The organism is Halomonas aquatica, from assembly GCF_040196335.1.
Taxonomy (GTDB): domain Bacteria; phylum Pseudomonadota; class Gammaproteobacteria; order Pseudomonadales; family Halomonadaceae; genus Halomonas; species Halomonas aquatica.
The window spans coordinates 63,626-84,524 of sequence record NZ_JBEGCJ010000004.1 but is presented as its reverse complement, the minus strand read 5'-3'; the positions used below and the strand labels follow the sequence as shown (position 1 = coordinate 84,524).

Here is a 20,899-nt window from a genome sequence, read left to right as displayed (position 1 = left end):
CGACCGACGCATCGTGACAGGAGACACCGCCATGTCAGCCATGCTGCTGGCTCAAGAACCGCTGATTCGTGGCACCGTCTTCACCGTCTGCCTGCTGGCGATGATGCTATGGGAAGTCGCTGCCAGGCGTCGGCCCCAGCGCATGGATCGCCGCCACCGCTGGCCAGGCAACCTGTCGATCGTAGCCCTCGATACCCTGGTGGTGCGTCTGGTCTTCCCACTGTCCGCCGTAGGTGCCGCCCTGGTCGCGGCCGAGGGGGGATGGGGCCTCTTCAACATGGTCGATGCCCCGATCTGGCTGGCCCTGATCGCGTCCGTGGTCGTGCTGGACATGGCCATCTATCTTCAGCACCGCCTGTTCCATGCCGTCCCCTGGCTCTGGCGGCTGCATCGCATGCACCATGCGGATCTGGAATGTGATGTCACCACCGGACTGCGCTTCCATCCCCTGGAGATCCTGATCTCGATGGTCATCAAGCTCGCCGTTATCACCTTGCTCGGGGCGTCGGCGATGGCAGTGCTGATCTTCGAGGTGCTGCTCAATGCCACATCGATGTTCAACCACGGCAACGTCCGTCTGCCGGTCGGGGTCGATCGCCATCTTCGCCTCGTCGTGGTGACGCCGGACATGCACCGTGTCCACCACTCCATCGTCCGCGAGGAAACCGACAGCAACTTCGGTTTCAACCTGCCCTGGTGGGATCGACTGTTCGGCACCTACCGAGACCAGCCTGCGGCCGGGCATCTCGGCATGACGATCGGCATCGAGTCATTCAGGGAGTCGCGTGACTTGCGGCTGGGCCGCATGCTGCTCCAGCCGTTCGTGACCCCTGATCGGGACGGGAAGTGACAGCGCCCTTGAGGGGGCGAAGTATTCCGCTCATCGGCTTCGCGTCGTGTCTCGCGAGTCCCGCCGGCAGCATCACGCGTCGTGAAGGCCCAGCTTGTCGAGCCGGTAGCGGAACTGCCGGGGGGTCATGCCCAATACGGCCGCGGCCTGCGTCTTGTTGCCCCCCGTGCGCTCCAGCGCTTCTCGCAACGCCGTCGCCTCGTCCTCGCGCACCCATTGATAGGGGCGAGAGTGGCCGTGTGGCTGGGGCTGGCCGGATGCCGAGGCAGACGGCGATGACGGAAGCGGCGCCTGGCCCGTGGCGGTGGCCTGGATCCCCTGGCGGGCCTCCAGGTGGCCGCTGATGGCTGATTCCTGGTGCAGAATCGTCTCGATGTCCTCGATGCGAATGTCTCCCTGCTGGGCGACCAGCACCGCGCGCTTGACCACGTTCTCAAGCTGTCGGATGTTGCCTGGCCAGTGATAACTCTCCAGGCGTTCCATGACGCCCTGTCCGAACCGGGTATAGCGGGCATACTCCCGGTTGGCGGCGAGCAGGAAGTGTCGAGCCAGCAGGCGGGTGTCGCCCTCGCGTTCGCGCAGCGGGGGCAGGTGAATCGGAAACACGTTGAGGCGATAGAAGAGGTCGAGCCTGAATTGCCCCTGGTTGACCGCCTTCTGAAGGTTCTTGTGGGTAGCGGTAACGATGCGCACGTCCACAGGAATATCCTTGACGCCCCCGACATGCTGGATGACCTTGCTCTCGAGGACGCGCAGCAGCTTCGATTGCAGCTCCAGGTTGAGATCGCCGATCTCGTCCAGGAAAAGGGTGCCGCCGTTGGCCATCTCGATCTTGCCTTGCTTGGTCGCGGTGGCACCGGTGAAGGCGCCCCGCTCATGGCCGAACAGCTCCGATTCCAGCAGTTGTTCGGGAATGGCGGCGCAGTTGATGGCCAGGAAGGGCTGGTCTCGCCGGGCGCTGTTCAGGTGCAGCAAGTTCGAGAAGCGCTCCTTGCCTGTCCCGGACTCGCCGGTCAGCAGCACGCTGACCGAGGTATCGGCCACCCTCATCAGCTGGCCCAGGGCATCGCGAATGGCCGGGCTTTCGCCGAGGATGCCGTGGTTGGTCTGGCTTTTCTGAAGGGTCTCCTTGAGCTCCTGGTTTTCATCCTTCAAGAGGCGCGTGCGCTCATCGATCAGGCTGTTGATCCTGAGAATCTGGGCAATAAAGGTGGTCAGGACCTGCAGGATCACCAGGTCGGCCTGGATCGGGCGAGGCCGCATCCGCAGTCGATGGCAGGCCAGCACGCCCAGCGGCATGCTGCCGTCCATGATCGGCACCGCGATGTAGGCGACCACGCCATCCGGCAGTGTGGTCCGGTCCACGGCACGGAACAGGTAGTCCGGCTCCTCCTCGATATTCTGGACCACCGCCAGCTGCGCGGTCTTCATGACCCGGCCGGTGATGCCTTCATCTGCGCGATAGAGTCCCCGCTTGCTCTCTTCGAGCGTCAGCCCATAACTGTAGCGAATCCGCAGGACAGCCTGGTCGTCGTGTCCGGGCAGCAGGACTCGGCCTCGGTTGAGGCCCAGCATCTGCGACATCAGCCGAAGCGTTCCGGTGATGGCGAGTTCGGGCGTGGCGGACTGGCCCAGCAGCTTGGCGGCCTCGTGCAGCAAGGTCAGGTCTGCGGCGCCGTCGCCCGGGTCGCGGGACGTCGTGTTCATTGAACCAGGCAGAGGCGGTGAGACAGGCTCCATGGCAGAGGCTCCTGGCTGAAACATGAACCACCCCACCGGCACCCATGGGGGACGGCGGGGTGGGAAAGCGAGCGTCGAGAGATTATTCGACGTGCCAGTTGAAGCGCTGTATCAGGATGTTGCATATGGAATCCAGGCCATAGCCGATGATGCCGATCACCACCACGATGGCGGCCAGAGTGTCGTAGGCCAGGATATCGCGGGCATCATTGATGGCATAGCCGAGGCCGCTGGTCACGCCCAGGTACTCCGCCGGCACCAGTACCACCCAGGCGACGCCGACGGCCATGCGAATACCGGCCATGACATCCGTCATGATGGCCGGCAGGACGATCCGGAGCAGCATCTGGGGGGGCGATGCCCCCAGGTTACGGGCCACCTTGAACCAGTTCGGGTCGATACGGCGCACCCCGTGGGCGGTGGAAAAGATGATCGGCCAGACCGTGGCCATGACGATCAGGAAGATGATCGCCGCGTCCCAGGTGTAGAAGGCCAGCACGGCGATGGGCATCCAGGCCAGTGGGCTGATCATGCGCAGGAACTGGAAGGGTACGTTGGCAATCTTCATGGCGGGGCCCACATAACCGACCAGCACCCCCACCGGAACCCCGATCGCGATGCCCCAGCAGAGTCCGGCCAGGATGCGATAGAGGCTCGAGGCAATGGTCTGCCACAGATCGCCACCGGCGACCAGGGCGACCAGCGCCTCGAAGGTGGGCGCCGGGGCGAAGGCCGAGAAGGCCACCAGGTCCGGGTTCCGATTGATCAGGTAGCCGCCCAGCCACCACAGGGCCAGCAGGATGCTGATGCCGCAGGCGGGATAGGCCAGGGCCACGAGCCGTTGCTGCAGCCAGCTCGATACCCTGAATTGGGCGGCAAGACGGGGTGCGGCAGAGTCGACCAGGCTCATAGCTTAATCATCTCTTCTCGATCGAACGGGTTGGCCGCATTGAAGCCCGGCGCCTGTTGCCAGCCGGTGTGCTTCTCCATCGCGGCCTTGACGAAGCGGTAATCGACGAGATCATCGACCACGAAGTCGGGGTCGAGATCCTGCAGGAAGCTCGTATCGCCACCGACCAGGGTGTGCTGCAGTTCCTCGACGATCAGCCGGGTAGCCGACGGGAACGGCCAAGGCTGGAAATCGATGCGTCCGCTGCCCCATTCGGCATTCTGGATGGCATCCGGCGTGGCATAGCTCTCGTCGTCATAATGCGTCATGGAGCGTTCGACGACCGGTGACGGCATGGGCAGGTAGCCGGCACCATCCCGCGACAGCATCTGGGCGACTTCCTGCTTGTTCTGCTGGGCATAGTCCTGAGCCTTCACGATGGCGTTCATCACCTTCTGGGTCCACGTCGGATTGGCGTTGACCTGCTCTTCGTTCATGCAGACCACACAGCAGGGATGGTTCTTCCAGATGTCACCCGTGAAGCGCAGCATCTTGCCGCCGGCCAGCAACTCGCCGGCGGCGTTGAAGGGTTCGGCGACGATGTAGGCGTCGATCTTGCGCGCGGCGAGTGACGCCGGCATGTCCGGCGGAGGCAGGATCTGCAGGTTCACTTCATCGGGCGCCAGGGTATCGCCCTGCGCCTTGATCACCGGAGTGAGCCCGGCATGCCGGAGCCCCATCTGCAGCACGATGTTGTGCATGGAGTACCAGTAGGGGACCGCCACCTGCTTGCCGCCGAGATCGGCGAAGCTTTCAACCGAGGTGTGTTTGCCCACCACCAGCCCGGAGCCATTGAGGTGCGCCCAGGACATGATCTTCACCGGGAAGCCGTTGTTGTAACGCATCCAGATCGGGATCGGCTTGAGCAAGTGCACCAGGTTGAACTTGCCGGCGGCGAAGCCCTCCACCAACGGCGACCAGCCGCGAATCAGCGTGGGGGGTTCGCTCTTGAGGCCTTCCTCGGCGAAGAATCCCATTTCGTGCGCCACCAGCAGCACCGTGGCGTCCGTGATAGGAAGGTAGCCGATGCGTACCACCTCATCATCCGGCGCCTGCAGGTTGCTGGCCCAGGCAGAGCTGCTGGCCGTCATGCCTAGGGAGGCGGCGAGTCCACCCATCGCCATGCTGTCGAGCAAAAAGTCACGCCGGCTCATTTCATGCTGCTGCAGATATTCCAGTTCTTCGGCGGACAGGGTGTCACTATCGGGATGTTGTTTTTTCATTGTGGGGTGCCTGTAGAGAGGATGAGCCAAGGGATAAGGGGGATGGGATCAGGCGGCGCGTTCGGCGTCGCCTTTCCCGACCGGGTTAGCGGAATGCCCGGGTTTATCGTCGTCCGTGGTCTTGAAACGTTGCATCAGTCCTTCACGCAACGACTGGAAGCCGTTGTCCATGTGTCGGCGAGGCCAGGGCAGGTCGACATCCAGTTCGTCCACGACCCTCCCCGGGTTCTGGGACATGATCAGCACCCGGTCGGCCATGGTGATCGCCTCGTCGATGTCGTGGGTCACGGTCACCATGGTGATGCCGCGCTCACGACAGATAGCCGGCACTTCCTCCTGGAGAGCCGAGCGGGCGAAGGCATCGAGTGCCGAGAAGGGTTCGTCGAGGAGCAGCACATCCGGGTCGGTGGCCAGCGAGCGGGCCAGCGCGACCCTCTGCTGTTGCCCGCCCGAAAGGCTCTGCACCTTGACGTCGCGCTTGTCGTTCAGGCCCACCATCTCGAGTAGAGAATTGACGCGCTTGGCGGCGGCACGCTTGGGCATGCCGGCGAATAGCAGCCCCAGGGCGGCGTTTTCCTCGACGCTCATCCAGGGGTAGAGCGAGGCCTTCTGAAACATCATGTTCCACTTGGCACTGGGACGAACCACCTGATGGCCATTGATCCGGACACAGCCTTCCGAGGGCATCATCAGGCCTGCGAGCATGTGCAGCAGGGTGGACTTGCCGCAGCCGCTGCGCCCGATCAGCGCCACCAGTTCGCCAGGGGCAATGCGCCCTTCGATCTTGTTCAGGGTAGGGGCGGCGCCGGGGGAAAACCGGTGGGTGATGTAGTCCAGCGAAATGGATGCGCCCATGTATGGCTCCGGGTCGAATGATTTACCCGAATCTAAGCATTAATAGTGCCAAATGCAGGGTTAGACACAATCTTTCATGGGGTTGTGGCGTGCTTTGTGGCTTGCCGACAGGCGCGTGCCTGTCTCGCTGGGTGGACATTGTCCGACAATGACGAACATTTTCCGCTGACGGGGCCGCAAAGGGGCATTGTCAGGCCTCGAGGACGCGGGTCAGTAACCGGTCATCTCGAGATAGCCCCGTCCTCTCGCCTCGCCGCTGGCGTGGTCGGTGACCCGCACCTCACCCTCCCAGTAGCTCACCTTGGTGGTCATCCAGCGATCAGCATGGGGAGCCGTGACGATCAGGTCGAGCCCCTGGTCCGGCAGGATCAGCCGCCAGCGGGTGGGCATCTCGCGGCCGGCGACGGTCGAGGTGGTCAGCGGCTCGAGGGCGAGGGAGTCGTCATCGAGGGGCGTTGCCTTGCCGCCGGGGGTGATCCAGGTGCCGGAAAGGTAGTCGTCCCCGCTCTCGTCACCCCCCTGGCCGCCACCTCGCAGGCGGAAGGCCATCAGCCTGTGGCCGTCGCTCAGGTGCAGCGAGAACCAGTCCCAGCCGGTCTGCTCCGGCCCGAGCAACTGGCTGCTCCACTCGCGGTCGAGCCAGGCATTGCCGGTGACGGTGCGGGTCTCGCCCTCCAGGGTGACCTCGCCGGCGACCCGGTAGAAGGGCTGGCTGACGTAGATAGAGCCCTGGCCGTCGGCGGACTTCTGGCTGAAGCCGCCCTCACCGTGCAGGACCAGTGGCCCCTGGGCCTGCAGGGTCAGCCGATAGCCGAACGCATCATCGCCCGCCCCGGCGCCGGCGCTGACCGTCAACCGGTCCAGGGCATCCTGCTGTGGGTCACCGACGCGGCTCTCCATCGTCCAGTCGTCGAGCCAGGCCCGGAACGGCCGGGCGGTGACGCCCGCCTGGTCCCGCTCGGGCGACGCCTCGCCGGCGTGACCCCGGGCGAAGCGCTCGGCGACGCGGTGGGTGGTCCCCCGGGAGACGGCCATGTGCGCCATCCACAGCTGGTCGGCGGCCCAGGGGCCGGGGGGCGAGGCCGGCCGCTCGTCGGGCGCGCGCTGGGCCCGGCGGAACAGCGTCCATTGCACGCCCAGCGGCTCGCCGGCCGCATCCTCCAGGTTGGCGGTGAGGTACCACCACTCCAGCCGGTAGTCGGGGTGGGGGCCGTGGTCCGCCGGGAAGCGCAGCGTGGTCCCGGGGGCGGCCTGCGCGAAGCCGTCGGCCTCGGCGCCCAGCCCGGCAAAGCCGTCGGTCGGGGGTGGGGGCGTCGGTTCCCCGCAGCCCGCCAGCAGCGCGACCAGCAGCCCTACCAGCCATGGCCTAATGCCTCGCCTCATGTCGTCTCCTCCTCGGCCAGCAGGGCCCGGGGCGGCGTGCGCCACAGCGTCAGGGCCGGCAGGCCGGCCGCCAGCAGCGCCACCCCGAGGGCGGTGGCCAGGGTCAGCGCGATCTCGCCGGGAAAGACATGCAGGGGCAGGCGCCAGCCGAAGGCGGCCACGTTGATCACCGCCACCAGGCAGGTCGTGATGGCGATGCCCAGCGGCACGGCGAGAAGCCCGGTCACCAGCGCCGCCCCGCCCAGCTGGGCCAGCTGGATGCCCGCCAGTTCACTGCGCGGCACGCCCAGTGCCCAGAGCGGGGCCAGCCGGCGGCGCCGCTCCCGGGCCTGAGCCAGCAGGCTGGCCAGCAGCGCCAGGGCCGCCACGGCCAGGGTCAGGGCATTGAGGGCACGGGTGATGGCGAAGGTGCGCTCGAAGATGTCGGTGGAGAGCGCCTTGATCCGGCGCTGGTCGACCAGCGCCTCGTCATCGAGGTCGAAGCGGGCGGCCAGCGCCTTGGCCAGCTCCCGGGAGTGCAGGGCGGTCTCCTGCCCTTCGGCGAGCACGATGCCGATTGACCTGGGCGGTGCGGCGAAGTGCTCGCGCAGTCGGTGCGTGGCCAGCAGCACCTCGCCGCGGGGGTTGCCGTAGTCCGGGTAGATGGCGGCAACCATCACCGTCTCTCTGTTCAGGCTTGTGTCTGGGCCCCGGCCCTGGCCTCCGGGGGCCTGCAGGCTGAGCCGGTCGCCGGGGGCGATGCCCTGGCCGAGGGCCAGCTGCTCGTTGATGAAGGCGTCGCCCGCCGTCAGGGAGGCCCAGGCCGCGTCCCGGCCGGCCATCGTCGCCAGCAGCGGCCAGCTCGGCGTGAGACTCGCACCCGGGGTGATGCCGAACAGCGTGATCGGGAGCCGCATGGGTCGATCATCGGCCCCTCGTGGCGCTATCTCGAGCAGGGTCGACTCGGCGCCGGCGGTGGGCAGCAGCTCGGCCACCTGGTCGCGGCGGGCCAGCCAGGCCTGTACCTCATCGAACTGCTCGACCGGCGGGCGCAGGTAGAGATCCGCGGTCAGCCGCTGGTCCAGCCAGTCGAGGAAGGTCAGGCGAAAGCCGCCGACCATGCTGCCCACCCCGAGGTTGGCGGAGAGGGCGATCAGAAGCGCCATCATGGCCAGCGACAGCCGCGGCAGCTGGAGCTGCAGGTCGGCCAGGGCCCACTGGGTCAGCGGGTGATGCCTGGCGAGCCTGGCGAGCCTCGCGAGGCCGGCCGCCAGCAGCGGCGAGAGCCAGAGGGCGCAGGTCAGCATCAACGCCCCGACCAGCAGGAAGCCGGCCAGCAGCCCCTCGCCGGCGGGCTGCGTGGACAGCCAGGCCCCGGTGGCCAGGGCCAGCAGGGCGGCGAGGGTGCCGGCGATGGCCTGCCCCCGCAGCTGGCGCTGGAAGCCTGCTCGCCAGGCCTGGGCCTGGCCAAGCCCCAGCACGCCGAGCCGGGCGGCCCGCCACAGGGTGCCGCTGCCGGCGACGGCGAGCCCGCCCAGGGTCACGCCGAGCCCGCCGAGCCAGTAGTGCCAGGGCAGGTGAAGCGTGGTGCCAACCGACTCGCCGTAGAGGCTCTGCAGGGTGGCGGCCACATCCGGCAGCAGCGCACGGGCGAGCCAGACGCCGCTGGCGATGCCGGCCAGGGCGCCGGCGATGCCCAGCAGGGCGAGCTCGAGGGCCAGCAGGCCGACCAGGTTGCGGCCCGGCACGCCCAGGGCGCGCAGGGTGCGCAGCAGCCCCAGGCGCTGCTCCAGCGCTAGGCCCAGCGCCGCCTGGACGATGAACATCCCGACGATCAGCGCCAGCAGGGCCATGGCGGTGAGGTTGAGGTGGAAGCTCGCGGTAAGTTCGCCCGGGTCGACCAGGGTGTCAGCGCGGATCAGCCGGTAGCCCGCGGGGGTCGAGTTCAGGGCGCCTGTCTCGGCCATCAGCCGGCTGACCCTGTCGCCGCTGCCCAGGAGCCTCGCCGCGGCGGCGATATCCATCACCAGGGTGCCCGGCGGCAGAGCCGGGGCGAGGACCAGCGGCGGCAGCGCCTGGCCGTCGGCGAGCACGGGTTCGGCGCCCGCGGCCGACTGCCGGGTGAGCCCCAGCCGTGGCGCGGTGTCTGGCGCGAGTCGGGTCTGCCAGGGGGGCGTGAAGAAGGGCGTCGGCTCTCCCGGGTCTGAGGTGGGTGGGCCGCCGGTCGTGGCGAACGCGCTGTCACCGGGCAGGGTCAGCGGGTCGATGCCGATCACCGTCAGCCGCTCACCCTGGGCGGTGGCCACCTCGCCCTCCAGCAGCGGCGAGACGGCAAGGCCGGCGCGGCGAAGGCTCACGAAGTCTGCGTGGTCGAGGGCCCCGCCGTCGCGGCGTTCCAGGCGGTCCAGGCCGGTGGTGAAGAGCGCCTCGGCTCGAGCATAGCTATCCCGGGCCGAGGCATTGATCGCCTGCACGCCGCTCCACAGGGCACCGGCCACCCACAGGCCCAGCAGCAGCATGGCGAGCTGGCCGGGGTGGCGGCGGTAGTGGGAGAGCAGGGTGGCCAGGGCGGTGAGCATCAGGCTCATGCATCGCGCTCCGACGGGTGATGCGGCGCCAGCCCCCCGCGGGAGAGCTTGAGGCAGCGCGCAAGCGGCGCGGCCACCCGTGGGCTGTGGGTCACCATCAGCAGGCTGCAGCCGGTGTCGCGCACCAGCGTCATCAGCAAGTCGAGCACCTCGCCGGCGGTCGCCTCGTCCAGGTTGCCGGTGGGCTCGTCGGCGAGCAGCAGGGCGGGGCGCGGCGCCAGGGCCCGGCCGATGGCCAGACGCTGCTGCTGGCCGCCGGAGAGCTGCTCGGGGTAGCGCCTTTCCAGCCCGGTCAGGCCCAGGCGCTCGACCAGCTCGGCCGTCGAGTCGGCCCGCTCGCAGCCCGCCAGTCGCGCCTGCAGGCGCAGGTTGTCGATCACCGAGAGGCTCGGCACCAGGTGGAACTGCTGGAACACCAGGCCCAGGCTCTCGCGGCGCAGCCGCGCCCGCGCCGGCTCCGAGAGCGTCGAGATCGCCTGGCCGGCCAGCCGGACCTCACCGCGATCAGGCAGGTCCAGCCCCGCGGCCAGGTGCAGCAGGGTCGACTTGCCGCTGCCCGACTCGCCCATCAACGCCAGGCCCTCGCCGGCCGAAAGCGCAAGGTCCACCCCCGCGAGGACCTCGAGCGGTCCCTGGGGCGTGGCATAGGCCTTGGCGACCTGGCGGAACTCGAGCATGGCGATGCTCCTGGCGCAGAGGGATGTCTCGATGGTGTCACAAAACGGGCGCCACCCGTAGGCGACGCCCACGTCGGAGGGGAGCCGGCGGACGCGGCGGGATCGCCCGGGCCGTGCGGCCTCAGTGCGCGTGGTCGGGGTGCGCCTCTTCCTGGGCGTCATGCCCGTGATCATGAGCCCGGTCGCCGTCGCCGTCGCCGTCGCCGCCCCGGTGGCCCGGCTCACCCAGGGCGTCGTGAAGGGTGAGGGCGTTGTGGAGCATCATGCCGAGCCAGGTGCTGGCCTCGCCGTCGCTTGCCAGGGCGTCGGCATGCAGGGTGCCGGCCACCGGCAGGCCGGTCTCCTCGGCCAGCTGGTCGATCATGGCGGGGCTCGTCATGTTCTCGTGGAACAGCGCCCGGACGTCCTGTTCGCGGATCACGTCGATCAGCCGCGCCATGTCGGCCGCGCTCGGCTCTGCGGCGGTGGAGAGCCCCTGGGGCGAGAGGAAACGCAGGCCATAGGCGTGGGCGAAGTGGCCGAAGGAGGCGTGGCCGGTGATCACCGCGCTTGCCGCGGGGATCTCGTCGAGCAACGCGCGAAGCTCGCTGTCGGTGCGTTCGATCGCCGTCAGATAGCGCTCGGCATTGGCTCGGTAGGCGTCGGCATGCGCCGGGTCGGCCTCGATCAGGCCATCGCGGATATTGGTCACATAGACCTCGCCCAGGCCCAGGTCCTGCCAGGCGTGTGGGTCGAGGGGGCCGTGGTCGTGGCCGTGGTCGTGGCCGTCGTCCATCGCCTCCGGCATCTCGATGCCGTCGGTGGCCACCACCAGTGGGCCGTCGAAGTCGCTGGCGTCGATCAGCCGCTCCATCCAGCCCTCGAACTGCAGACCGTTGAACACCACCAGGCCGGCCTCGGCCAGTTTGCGGGCATCGCTGGGTCGCGGTGAGTAGACGTGGGCATCGCTGTCCGGCCCCACCAGGGCCGTCACCTCGACCCGCTCGCCGCCGACGTTGTCGATCATGTCGGCGAGGATGCTGAAGCTGGTGACTACCCGAACACGCTCGGCGGCCAGGGCGGCGGGCATGGTCAGCAGAGAGGCCAGCAGGATGGAAAGCCCTGCGAGCAGGGCAGCGGTGTGGGAGAAACGCATGGCAGGCTTCCTCGGTTCGTTCATTCGGTCAGTGGTGTTCGGCGGTGCCCAGCGGCATGGCACGGCGGCGCAGGCGAGCGGCCAGGCTGTGGTGGCGCCCGAACAGAGCGGAGAGCAAATAGCCGGCACCGGCCAGCAGGATGATCGCCGGGCCCGAGGGCAGGCTGAGGTGGTAGGAGATCAGCAGGCCACCCGTGCTGGCCACCAGGGCGATGGCGATGGCGATGGCGATCAGCCCCTCCAGGCGCTGGCTCCAGAAGCGCGCCGTGGTGGCGGGCAGCATCATCAGGCCAACCGCCATCAGGGTGCCCAGGGTCTGGAAGCCGGCGGTGAGGTTGAGCACCACCAGGCCCAGGAAGATGCCGTGGACGAGGCCGCCGCGCACCCCCTGACCGCGCAGGAAGAGCGGGTCCAGGCACTCCACGACCAGAGTGCGGAAGATCACCGCCAGGATGATCACGATCAGGCTGCTGATGCCGGCGATCAACACCAGGGCGGTGGGGTCGACGGCCAGAATCGAGCCGAACAGCACATGGGTGAGGTCGACGCTGCTGCCGCCCAGCGATACCAGCATCACCCCCGCGGCCAGCGAGATCAGGAAGAAGCTGGCCATGGCCGAGTCTTCCTTGTGGCCGGTCATCTGCGACACGCTGCCGGCGAGCACGGCGATCAGCAGCCCCGAGAGGATCCCGCCGAGGCTCATCATTGGCAGCGAGAAGCCGGCGGCCAGGAAGCCTAGCGCGACCCCGGGCAGGATGGCGTGTGCCATGGCGTCGCCGATCAGGCTCATGCCGCGCAGCATCAGGAAGACTCCCAGCGGCGGGGCGGCCAGCGACAGCGCCAGCCCCGCCACCAGGGCGCGCTGCATGAAGCCGTAGTCGAAGGGGGCGATCAGCCAGGCGTCAAGCAGTGCCAGCATGGGGAGCATCCGGAAAGGTCAGGGGCAGGCGCGGTGCCCGGGGCACCAGGCCGCTATGGTGATCGAGCAGGACGTCGGGCTTGACCCAGCGGCCGTGGCCGCCGGCCAGCAGCAGCGCCTCGTCGGCCAGCCGCGCGAGCTGCTCCATGTCGTGGAGCACCACGATGATGGTGGCGCCGTGCTTGGCCATGTCGCGCAGCACGTCCATCAGCACGTCCACCGTCTCGGTGTCGACGTTGGCGAAGGGCTCGTCGAGCAGCAGCAGCTCTGCATCCTGCATCAGTGTGCGGCCAAGCAGCGCGCGCTGGCGCTGCCCACCGGAGAGTTCGCCCAGCGGGCGGTGAGCCAGGTTCGAGATGCCCAGCCGCGCCATGATCTCGCGGCCGCGACGGTAGTGAGGGCCGCAGTAGCCTTTCAGGGCGCCGTGACTCGGCCAGGTACCGGTCATGATCAGCTCTTCCACGCTCATCGGGAAGGTCAGGTCCAGCGCCAGCTGCTGAGGCAGCCAGGCCCGGCGTTCCCGAGTCACTCGGCATTCGACCCGGCCGGCGACGGGAGACAGCATGCCCATGATCGCCGAGATCAGGGTGCTCTTGCCGGCGCCGTTGGCGCCGATCAGGGCGGTGATGGCGCCGTCCATGAAGCGCCCATCCAGGTGCTCGAGGATCGTCTGGCCGCCGCGGGCCAGCTGCAGGTCGTGCAGTTGCAAGCGCGCCATCACTGCCACCAGCCTGCGGCCCAGGAGACCGCCAGCCAGAGGGCGGCCAGCGGCGCGGCGGCCAGCAGCAGCCGGCGCGCCGCGGAGAGCGACATCAGCGAGAAGTGGCAGGGCCCCTCGGGGCGGTGCCGGTGGGTCGGGTGTGCCATGGGGAACGCCTCCGGGAATGCGGCGAAGGTTATAACATAACAATACGTCCCCGGGCCACCGAGAGAAACGCCCCAGCGCCTGGATGCTGCTCCATGCGCTGACGGCGCTGGCCGCCTACCCCGATGTCGCCACCTGGTCGCTGAACGGCTGAGGTCTGGCGGCCTCAGACCATGTGCTGCCAGCCTGCCGGCGTGTAGAGCTCGAGCCCCGCCTCGGTGTGCCGGCACAGCCAGAGCCAGCGGTGGTGAACCAGCTCGGCCACCGCCGGCTGCCGTTCCACTATCGCCTCGATCCGTTCCCGCGGCGCGTCGATCACCACGCTGAGGCGTAGCGGCTCGTGGCGCCAGGCCGTGCCGTCATGCAGCGACTGCAGGGGCAGACCGGTACGCAGCTGCGGCGAGTTGCCCTCGATCACGCCGACATGGCCTCCCACCACCGAGTGCAGCAGCTTGTTGCCGGCGCCATACAGTGACGGTACCGCCACCGAGGCGTAGTACTGCAGGTTGATCCAGCTGGCCACCAGCATGGGCGCCGTCATCAGGGCCTCCAGTACGCTGCCGTCGTCGTCGTGCTGCGGGTCATACTCGTGCAGGAAGACCCGGCCCTCGAGGTCGAGGCCACGGCTGAGCGCGCGAGGCGCCAGCAGCAGGGCGGCGTTGTTGGCCAGCCCCCACTCGGGGCGCGGCTGTGACCAGTCGCCGCCGCGCCGCTTGAGCGTGTCGAGGCGCGCCTCATCGCTGGTCTCTTCCACTCCCAGCGCCATCGCGCGCTCCTCGCGGGTCGCGCGGCCGGCCTGCTCGAGGGCCTGCTCGAAGCGATGCATCGCGGGCCCGAGCCGCTGGGGAACGGCATCGGTATCCAGCAGCGTGACGCGATCGGTCAGGGTGCAATGGGTGGCGGCCAGCACGTGCGTGGTATCGGGCAGGCCGGCACCGCGGGCCGCCAGGCTCCGCCGTACCTCGGCGTCGTTGAGCAGGCGAGCGGCCAGGCGGGCATTCACCCCGCCGCCCTGGCCGCCACAGGCGCCGCAGGCGAGCCCGGCATGATGCGGGTTGTTGTCGCTCTGCGAGTCGTGGCCCACCAGCACCAGCAATGGCGCCGCCTCGTCTCCCAGCGCCAGGCCGTCGAGCAGCCCCCGGGCGAGGGCTATCCGCTCCTCCAGGGTCAGCGGTTCGCCGCCATAGGCGTGGAAGGGCCCCTCGAGGGTCGTCGGCGCGGGGGTCGCCGCCGGCCGGCGGATACTGTCCTTCAGCAGCTTCCAGCCCCAGGCCAGGCCGGTCGTCTCGACCAGCGTGAAGGTCGACAGCGCATGGTACTTGGCGTGGCGAATGCTCTGGCGACGGGCCTCCTGCCGGAAGCGCAGGCGATGGCGAGCGTCCTGCGGCGGCGACTCCTCGGTACGGTAGCGGTGCGTCAGCAGGCCGGGGACCCGGGGCAGGGCGCGCTCCGGTCCCGCACTGGCGTGGGTGATCGGCATGCCGAAGAAGCCGGCCACGCCGAGGGTGTCAATCTCGGGCGAGGCGCTCTCGAGGTGGCGCCGCAGCCGCTCGGAACGGACATCGATGCAGAAGGCCGCCTGCACCTGTGTCGCCTCCGACGTCGAGGCGGGGCGGGAGGTGAGGGTCGCCGATAGCTGGCGCTGATAGCCCAGTTCGTAGGCGGTCTGCCAGCACCACAGGGCGTCTTGCTCGGCCCGCCGCGGCGCCGGCGACGACGCCCATTGCGCCTGCCACCGGGCGCGTTGCAGCGACTCCAGCATACCGAGCCCCAGCCACTCCCAGGCCAGCAGGACCACCAGCAGCTCGTCGATGCCGGCGTGACGCGCGGCACGGGGCGTGTGCCAGGCCAGTCCCTGGCACCACGAGGCCCAGCCGTTGACCCTCAGCAGCAGGGTGTGGGCCAGCGATTCCAGGGCCTCGGGCGACAGCGCCAAGGCGTCGAGCAGCATTTCCCGGGCGGCCGCGGTGTCGGCGGGCAGGGCCGCGACGCGCCCGCGTAGAACGGCGTTCAGGCGCCGGTCGTGCCGGGTCTGCGTCCGCCATGTGCCATAGAGGGTCTCGTCCGGTGTCGTCTCCCAGCGCTGCTGGTGATGGTCGAAATAGTCGGCGCAGCACTCCGCGACGGCGTCGAAGGCGTCACCGGCGGCCTGCAGGCCATCCCCGGCCGCCTCGCCGGCCAGCTCCCAGGCGCTGGCGCAGCGCCTCGTCGGCTGCGGCGCGCGCTCCAGCCGGGTCGCCTGCGTCAGGTCGGCCAGCAGGGCCGATTCGTCCAGCGCCGTGCCGCGCATGGCGATGGCGCGGCTCAGGTCCTCGGGTTGGATACGACCGCTGGCCCAGGCCTCCTCGTAGAAGGCGGCCGGCATGGTCAGGCTCACCCCGGCGGCGTCACGCAGGCGCGCCTCGGCGTCCTCGATGGTCATCGCCTTCATCCCCCACCAGGGGTTGACGGCGATCCAGCGGTCGAGCGGCCAGCTGGGAGCGATCTGCTCGGCGGCGCGCGAAAGCGCGGTCAGTTGGGTCTCGTCGGTGCCGGACGAGGCTGCAAGGGCGGACGAGGTCATGACCACTCTCCTTTGACGGTGACGGTGTCGATCCGGGCGGGGGTCGGGCGGCGGTGGCGCGTCAGGTAATCGATGGCGCGCTCCAGCGGCAGATGGGCATAGAGGCCGTTGCGGAAGTGGATCCGCCACTGCGCGATCGCCGGGTGCCGGGGCATGAGCATGACCAGCAGGGCCAGGCTCACCAGCGCCAGAAGCACCGCGGCGCCGAGCAGGCCGGCGGCCAGGGTGAGCGGCTCGGCCGCCTTTGGCAGGGCCGGCGACACCAGTGCGTGCAGCAGCGCATACACCGGCACCAGCGACAGCGCCATGGCGGCCAGGGCCAGGCGCTGAGGACGGCCCAGCCCGGCGGGCATTCCCAGCAGGGTGCTGCCCACCGCCAGCATCAGCAGGGCGCTCAGGACCGGATTGTGGCTGACCAGCGCGGGCCACCCCCAGAGGATCGCCCCCGCCACGCCGGCGGTGAGAGCGGCCATCGCCAGCCGCACCGACAAGGGCGCCAGGGTCAGCCGGGAGGCCTGCGCCGCACGAACGGTGCGGCCGCTGGCGAGGAAGGAGTGGGCCTTGTAGAGCGAGTGGGCGAGCAGGTGCACCAGCGCCAGGGTGTAGGCCCCCATGCCGATCTCGAACAGCATGAAGCCCATCTGTGCACAGGTGGACCACGCCAGGGCGTGCTTGACGGAGGCCTGGGTGAGCATGGCCATCACCGCGACGATGGCGGTGGTGCCGCCGATGGCGATCAGCATCAGGTGCCCCGCGGTGATGCCGTCGAACAGCGGGTAGAGGCGCAGCCAGAGGAAGCCGCCCAGGTTGATCACCCCGGCATGGAGCAGCGCCGAGACCGGGGTGGGGGCCTCCATCACCTTCATCAGCCAGCCGTGCAGCGGCAGCTGGGCGCACTTGCACAGCGCGGCCAGGGCCAGGGCCAGAGAGGCGGCCTGCAGGACCCAGCCCTCGCCCGGGGTGGCCGCCGCCTGGGCCAGCAGCACCGTCAGTTCGAGGTTGCCGTAGTGGTGGTAGATCAGGCCCACCGCGGCCAGCAGGGAGAGGTCGCCCAGGCGGCTGACGGCGAACTTCTGCCAGGCGGCCCGCCGCGCCTCGACACGATCGGGGTAGAGGGTCAGCAGCTGATGCAGCGCCAGGCTGACGCCGAACCAGGCCACCAGCATCACCCCCAGGTGATGGGTGAACACCAGCAGCAGGACACTCGCCAGCACCACCAGGCACCAGGGCAGGAAACGGGCGCGTCCCCGGTCCCCCTGCAGGTAGCCATCGGCGAAGCGCAGCATCACGGCGCCGAGGAAACTGATCAGCAGCGCCATCCACACTGCCAGCCCATCCGGATAGAGGCCCAGGGGAGTGGCGGCTTCGGGCAGCCCGGTGGCCACGCCGGCCGCGTCGGCCACCAGCAGGCCACCGAGCAGTGCGCTGGTGGCAAAACTGCCGATCATCAGCCCCTGACCGATCCGCCAGCAGCGCTGCTGGCGTTCCGGGGCGGCAAGGCGCCCTGATACGCCGGCAAGGATCAGCAGGGCCACCGGCAGTGCCAGCCAGGCCGCCAGCGAGGCATGGATTGCCGCATCGAGCAGGTTCGTCATGGATCGGCTCCATCGGGAAAGGTTAGGCGTATCATGCACCTGCTGAATCGTTGCAAAAAATAGTTTATCAAGAAGGAACCGTTCGTTTAAAAAGAACGGAGTGGTTTGCCACCGAGTCCCGATCGAAAATGAAGCTCAACTATCACCATCTCTACCACTTCTGGCAGGTCGCCCGGTCTGGCCACCTGACACATACCGCCGAGAAGCTGCACATCTCGCAGTCGGCGCTCTCCCACCAGATCCGTCAGCTGGAGGAGCGTCTGGGTCAGAAGCTGTTCATACGCGAAGGGCGTAAGCTGCGCCTGTCCGAGGCGGGTAGGCTGGCATTCGACTATGCCAACGCCATCTTCCGTCAGGGAGAGGAGCTGACGGCGCTGTTCGCCGAGGGCGGCCATGCCCATCGCGAGGTCATTCGGGTGGGCGCAGTGGCGACGCTGTCCCGCAACTTCCAGATGGAGTTCCTGGGCCCGCTGCTCGACCGCGAGGACATGGAGCTGAGCCTGCAGAGCGGGGGCCTGGATGACCTTCTGCGCCGCCTCTCCGCTCATCGACTGGATGTGGTGCTCGCCAATCAGTCGGTTCGTGGCGACGATCAGCATCCGTGGCGCTCACAGCGGCTGGCGCGCCAACCCGTCAGCATCATCGGGGCGTCGAGCCTCGCTCCTCTGCCGGCATTTCCCGACGCCTTGCGCGGCCGCGGCCTGATCGTGCCCGGCCCCGACAGCAGCGTGCGCCATGCCTTCGACCAGCTCTGTGACTACCATCGGCTGTCGCCCACGATCCTCGCCGAGGTAGACGACATGGCCATGATGCGTCTGCTGGCGCGCGATACCTCCCATCTGGCGGTGATGCCGCCGGTGGTGGTGCGCGACGAACTGCGCACCGGCACCCTGACCGACTTCGGCGCCCTGCCCGGCGTGTTCGAGGAGTTCTACGCCATCACCATCCGCCGGCGCTTCGAGTCGGTCTTGCTCAAGCGCCTGCTGGACCAGTCGAGCGATGCGCTGCTGCCGAAGACGCGGGAATGATGGCCTCTTCGGAAGGTCGGGGAGTGCTACGCTTGAGGTTCATCACCCGTCACGGATGACCGCCCACCATGCCTGCCTTCTTGCCCACATCCTTCCGCCACCTGCTGCCGTTCCTTCTTCTGCCGCTGATCCTGCTGGGCACCGCCCTGGGCCTGGCCGGCTGCGATGGCAACAGCCTCGATGATTCACCGCGCCCCAGCGTTCCCCAGGAGGCGGGCCGCTTCTCCGGCGAGGCGATGGTGCGTCAGGCGGATGTCGCCGGTGCCGCCCTGCCGGCCAATGGCGCGGCCGAGGCCCCGGATTTCCGCATCGAGGAGCGCCGCGGCTACAGCCTGCAGTTCGAGGAGGCCGAGCCCCTGCTGGCCGCCTATCGCGAGACCCACGAGGCCTGTGTGGCCACCCCGGATTGCCGGGTGGAGCAGGGGCGCCTGCAGACGCCCCGGCATGGGCTGGCCAGCGGCTATCTCGCCATGCGGGTGGCGCGTGACCGGGTGGATGAGGCCGAACCGGTGAGGCTGGTGGCCGAGTCGCCGGCGCTGAGCGGCGTGGAGATCACCCGCAACGACCGCACCCAACAGATGATCGACACCGAGGCCCGGTTGGCCCAGCAGGTCGTGCTGCGCGAGCGGCTCAAGGAGCTGGCCCAGGAGGGGCGCGGCTTCAGCGAGCGGCGCATCCAGGACCTGCTGCAGGTGGAGCGCGAGCTTGCCAGGGTGCAGGGTGAGATCGAGTCGATGCAGGGCCAGCAGCGCCACCTCACGCGGGTCACCGACACCGTGGCGATCACTGCCAGCTTCCAGGAACAGCGCTGGGTGGAACCTCGCGAGCATGGCGTGCTCGCCCCCCTGTGGCGGGCGCTGGACCGCAGCATGGCGCTGTTCTTCGAATCCGTGGGTCAGGTCATCCTGGTGGTGGTGTTCCTCACCCCCTGGCTGGTGCTCGGCCTGCCCGTGCTGTGGCTGCTCAGCCGGCTGTGGCGCCCGGTGCGCCGGGCGTTCTCCCGGCTTGGCGAGAAGCGGCGGAAGACGCCCCGCCGTGACCCCGAGGCCTGAGCCACGGCGCGCCTAAGGTCGCATCCGCGCGGCACCTGTTTCCCCTTACCCTGAGACCCCGCCCGGCGCCACGCCGGCGGGGTCTTTGTTTTGGCGAGGCCAGGGCTCGGCCTCACCCGTTCCCAAGGAGAGCCAGGCATGGCGAGCTGTTTCCCTCTTTCCCCGCGCTTCAGGGTGTTGCTGGCCGGGGTGTTCAGCCAGATCCTGTGCATCGGCGTGGCGCGCTTCGCCTACACGCCGCTGTTGCCGGTGATGCAGCAGCAGACCTGGATGAGCGAGGCCGATGGTGGCTGGCTGGCCGCCCTCAACTATGCCGGCTACATGCTGGGCGCCCTGGTGGCGGCCTCGATCCACAGCATCCGGCTCAAGGACACCCTCTACCGCCTGGGGCTCGTGCTGGCGGTGTTCTCCACGGCGGGCATGGCGCTGACCGACGACTTCTGGGCCTGGGCTGCGCTGCGCTTCGTGGCGGGGTTCTCCAGCAGCGCCTCGATGCTGCTCGCCTCGGGGCTGATCCTGCACTGGCTGATCGCGCACCGGCAGCGCGGCGAACTGGGCATCCACTTCGCCGGGGTGGGGCTCGGTATGCTGGTGGCAGCCCTGGCGGTGGAGCTGATGATTCAGCTGTCGTTCGACTGGCGGGCGCAGTGGTGGGGCTTCAGTGGGCTGGCGCTGGCGCTGATGGTGCCGGCCTGGCGCTGGCTGCCGCGCCCGGCCCGGCCCCTACCGGGCTCAGGCGGTGGCGACCAGCACCTTGCCACCCCGCATACGCGCACCTTCATGCGGCTGATGCTGGCCGCCTACTTCTGCGCGGGCTACGGCTACGTGATCAGCGCCACCTTCATCGTCGCCATCGTGGAGCGCGAACCGCTGCTGGCCGGCGCGGGCAACTGGACCTTCGCCCTGGTGGGCCTGGCCGCGGCGCCGGCGGTGATGCTATGGGACCTGGTCGCCCGGCGCATCGGCTACCTGGGGGCACTGGTCACCACCATGTCGCTGCAGGTGGTGGGCATCGTGCTGCCGGCGATGACCACGCATCTCGGCATGGTGCTGCTTAGCGCCGTACTCTTCGGCGGCACCTTCCTGGGCTGCGTGAGCCTGGTGCTGACCATGGCCGGCCGGCTCTATCCCCAGAGCCCCGCGCGGCTGATGGGGCGCATGACCCTGGCCTATGGGGCCGCACAGATCATCGCCCCGGCGCTTACCGGCATGCTCGCCGAGGCCACCGGCCACTATGACACCGGCCTTTGGCTGGCCGGGGGCTTCGTAGCGCTGGGCGTGGTGCTGCTGATCTGGCTGCGTCTGGTGGACCAGACCGCACAGCGCCTGGATGCCGAGGGGAAGCGGGCGGCGGAAAAATAACGCGAGCTGGCTGATCGGGGACGGAGCCCGGCCCTGTCCTCCTATCGGCGAACAGGGTAACAGGTGCAGGGGGTAGGCCTCGCTGCAACACGCGGGGCGACGACATGAAAATATTATGTTGCACTGCACAAAAGTG

General features: G+C 68.9%; 16 protein-coding genes and 1 pseudogene. 4 read left to right on the top strand and 13 right to left on the bottom strand.

Translation table 11 applies throughout. The annotated features are described in order from the left end of the window. Positions 1 to 31: 31 nt before the first annotated feature. Positions 32 to 850 carry a sterol desaturase family protein gene (locus ABE960_RS09380; RefSeq protein ID WP_349762003.1) on the top strand — a complete coding sequence of 273 codons (819 nt, stop codon included), beginning with the start codon at positions 32 to 34 and terminating at the stop codon, positions 848 to 850. 72 nt (positions 851 to 922) lie between these two features. Here ABE960_RS09380 and ABE960_RS09375 read toward each other — a convergent pair whose 3' ends face one another. The 13 genes and pseudogenes from ABE960_RS09375 to ABE960_RS09315 form a co-directional block, all read right to left on the bottom strand. Next, the gene (locus ABE960_RS09375; protein WP_349762002.1) at positions 923 to 2,590 is read right to left on the bottom strand and encodes a sigma 54-interacting transcriptional regulator; all 1,668 of its coding nucleotides are present in this window, start codon (positions 2,588 to 2,590) and stop codon (positions 923 to 925) included. Between the two features lie 82 nt (positions 2,591 to 2,672). Beyond that, a complete protein-coding gene (locus ABE960_RS09370; RefSeq protein ID WP_349762001.1) occupies positions 2,673 to 3,500 on the bottom strand; it encodes an ABC transporter permease in 828 nt (275 codons plus the stop codon). Continuing rightward, on the bottom strand, positions 3,497 to 4,762 hold the full coding sequence (locus ABE960_RS09365) for an ABC transporter substrate-binding protein (protein ID WP_349762000.1): 1,266 nt from the start codon (positions 4,760 to 4,762) through the stop codon (positions 3,497 to 3,499). The genes ABE960_RS09370 and ABE960_RS09365 overlap by 4 nt, the downstream gene beginning before the upstream one ends. Positions 4,763 to 4,810: 48 nt before the next feature. Beyond that, positions 4,811 to 5,617, bottom strand: a complete 807-nt coding sequence (locus ABE960_RS09360; RefSeq protein ID WP_349761999.1) for an ABC transporter ATP-binding protein — start codon at positions 5,615 to 5,617, stop codon at positions 4,811 to 4,813. 210 nt (positions 5,618 to 5,827) lie between these two features. After that, complete coding sequence (locus ABE960_RS09355; RefSeq protein WP_349761998.1) at positions 5,828 to 7,000, bottom strand: lipocalin-like domain-containing protein; 1,173 nt, start codon at positions 6,998 to 7,000, stop codon at positions 5,828 to 5,830. After that, a complete protein-coding gene (locus ABE960_RS09350) occupies positions 6,997 to 9,567 on the bottom strand; it encodes an FtsX-like permease family protein (protein WP_349761997.1) in 2,571 nt (856 codons plus the stop codon). Before ABE960_RS09350 ends, ABE960_RS09355 begins: the two co-directional genes overlap by 4 nt. Positions 9,568 to 9,734: 167 nt before the next feature. Further along, a pseudogene (locus ABE960_RS09345) lies at positions 9,735 to 10,244 on the bottom strand (ABC transporter ATP-binding protein); the annotation flags it as partial. Between the two features lie 121 nt (positions 10,245 to 10,365). Continuing rightward, a complete protein-coding gene (locus tag ABE960_RS09340) occupies positions 10,366 to 11,379 on the bottom strand; it encodes a metal ABC transporter solute-binding protein, Zn/Mn family (RefSeq protein ID WP_349761995.1) in 1,014 nt (337 codons plus the stop codon). A 28-nt stretch (positions 11,380 to 11,407) separates the two neighbouring features. Further along, positions 11,408 to 12,298, bottom strand: a complete 891-nt coding sequence (locus ABE960_RS09335; RefSeq protein ID WP_349761994.1) for a metal ABC transporter permease — start codon at positions 12,296 to 12,298, stop codon at positions 11,408 to 11,410. Further along, positions 12,282 to 13,016: a metal ABC transporter ATP-binding protein gene (locus tag ABE960_RS09330; protein WP_349761993.1), complete on the bottom strand. Its 735-nt coding sequence runs from the start codon at positions 13,014 to 13,016 to the stop codon at positions 12,282 to 12,284. The genes ABE960_RS09335 and ABE960_RS09330 overlap by 17 nt, the downstream gene beginning before the upstream one ends. Further along, positions 13,016 to 13,165 carry a hypothetical protein gene (locus ABE960_RS09325; RefSeq protein WP_164508629.1) on the bottom strand — a complete coding sequence of 50 codons (150 nt, stop codon included), beginning with the start codon at positions 13,163 to 13,165 and terminating at the stop codon, positions 13,016 to 13,018. Before ABE960_RS09325 ends, ABE960_RS09330 begins: the two co-directional genes overlap by 1 nt. Before the next feature lie 164 nt (positions 13,166 to 13,329). After that, on the bottom strand, positions 13,330 to 15,726 hold the full coding sequence (locus ABE960_RS09320) for a putative inorganic carbon transporter subunit DabA (RefSeq protein WP_349761992.1): 2,397 nt from the start codon (positions 15,724 to 15,726) through the stop codon (positions 13,330 to 13,332). Further along, positions 15,723 to 17,321 (bottom strand): NADH-quinone oxidoreductase subunit L, encoded by a 1,599-nt coding sequence (locus ABE960_RS09315; RefSeq protein ID WP_349761991.1) that lies wholly within the window; start codon positions 17,319 to 17,321, stop codon positions 15,723 to 15,725. Before ABE960_RS09315 ends, ABE960_RS09320 begins: the two co-directional genes overlap by 4 nt. A 128-nt stretch (positions 17,322 to 17,449) precedes the next feature. Between ABE960_RS09315 and ABE960_RS09310 the strand changes: the two genes are divergently transcribed. The 3 genes from ABE960_RS09310 to ABE960_RS09300 all read left to right on the top strand — a co-directional run bounded on the left by ABE960_RS09310 (position 17,450) and on the right by ABE960_RS09300 (position 20,763). After that, positions 17,450 to 18,349, top strand: a complete 900-nt coding sequence (locus ABE960_RS09310; protein ID WP_349761990.1) for a LysR family transcriptional regulator — start codon at positions 17,450 to 17,452, stop codon at positions 18,347 to 18,349. A 68-nt stretch (positions 18,350 to 18,417) separates the two neighbouring features. Beyond that, positions 18,418 to 19,401 carry a DUF4349 domain-containing protein gene (locus tag ABE960_RS09305; RefSeq protein WP_349761989.1) on the top strand — a complete coding sequence of 328 codons (984 nt, stop codon included), beginning with the start codon at positions 18,418 to 18,420 and terminating at the stop codon, positions 19,399 to 19,401. Positions 19,402 to 19,539: 138 nt separating this feature from the next. Next, a complete protein-coding gene (locus tag ABE960_RS09300; protein WP_349761988.1) occupies positions 19,540 to 20,763 on the top strand; it encodes a YbfB/YjiJ family MFS transporter in 1,224 nt (407 codons plus the stop codon). The last annotated feature ends 136 nt before the right edge of the window (positions 20,764 to 20,899 follow it).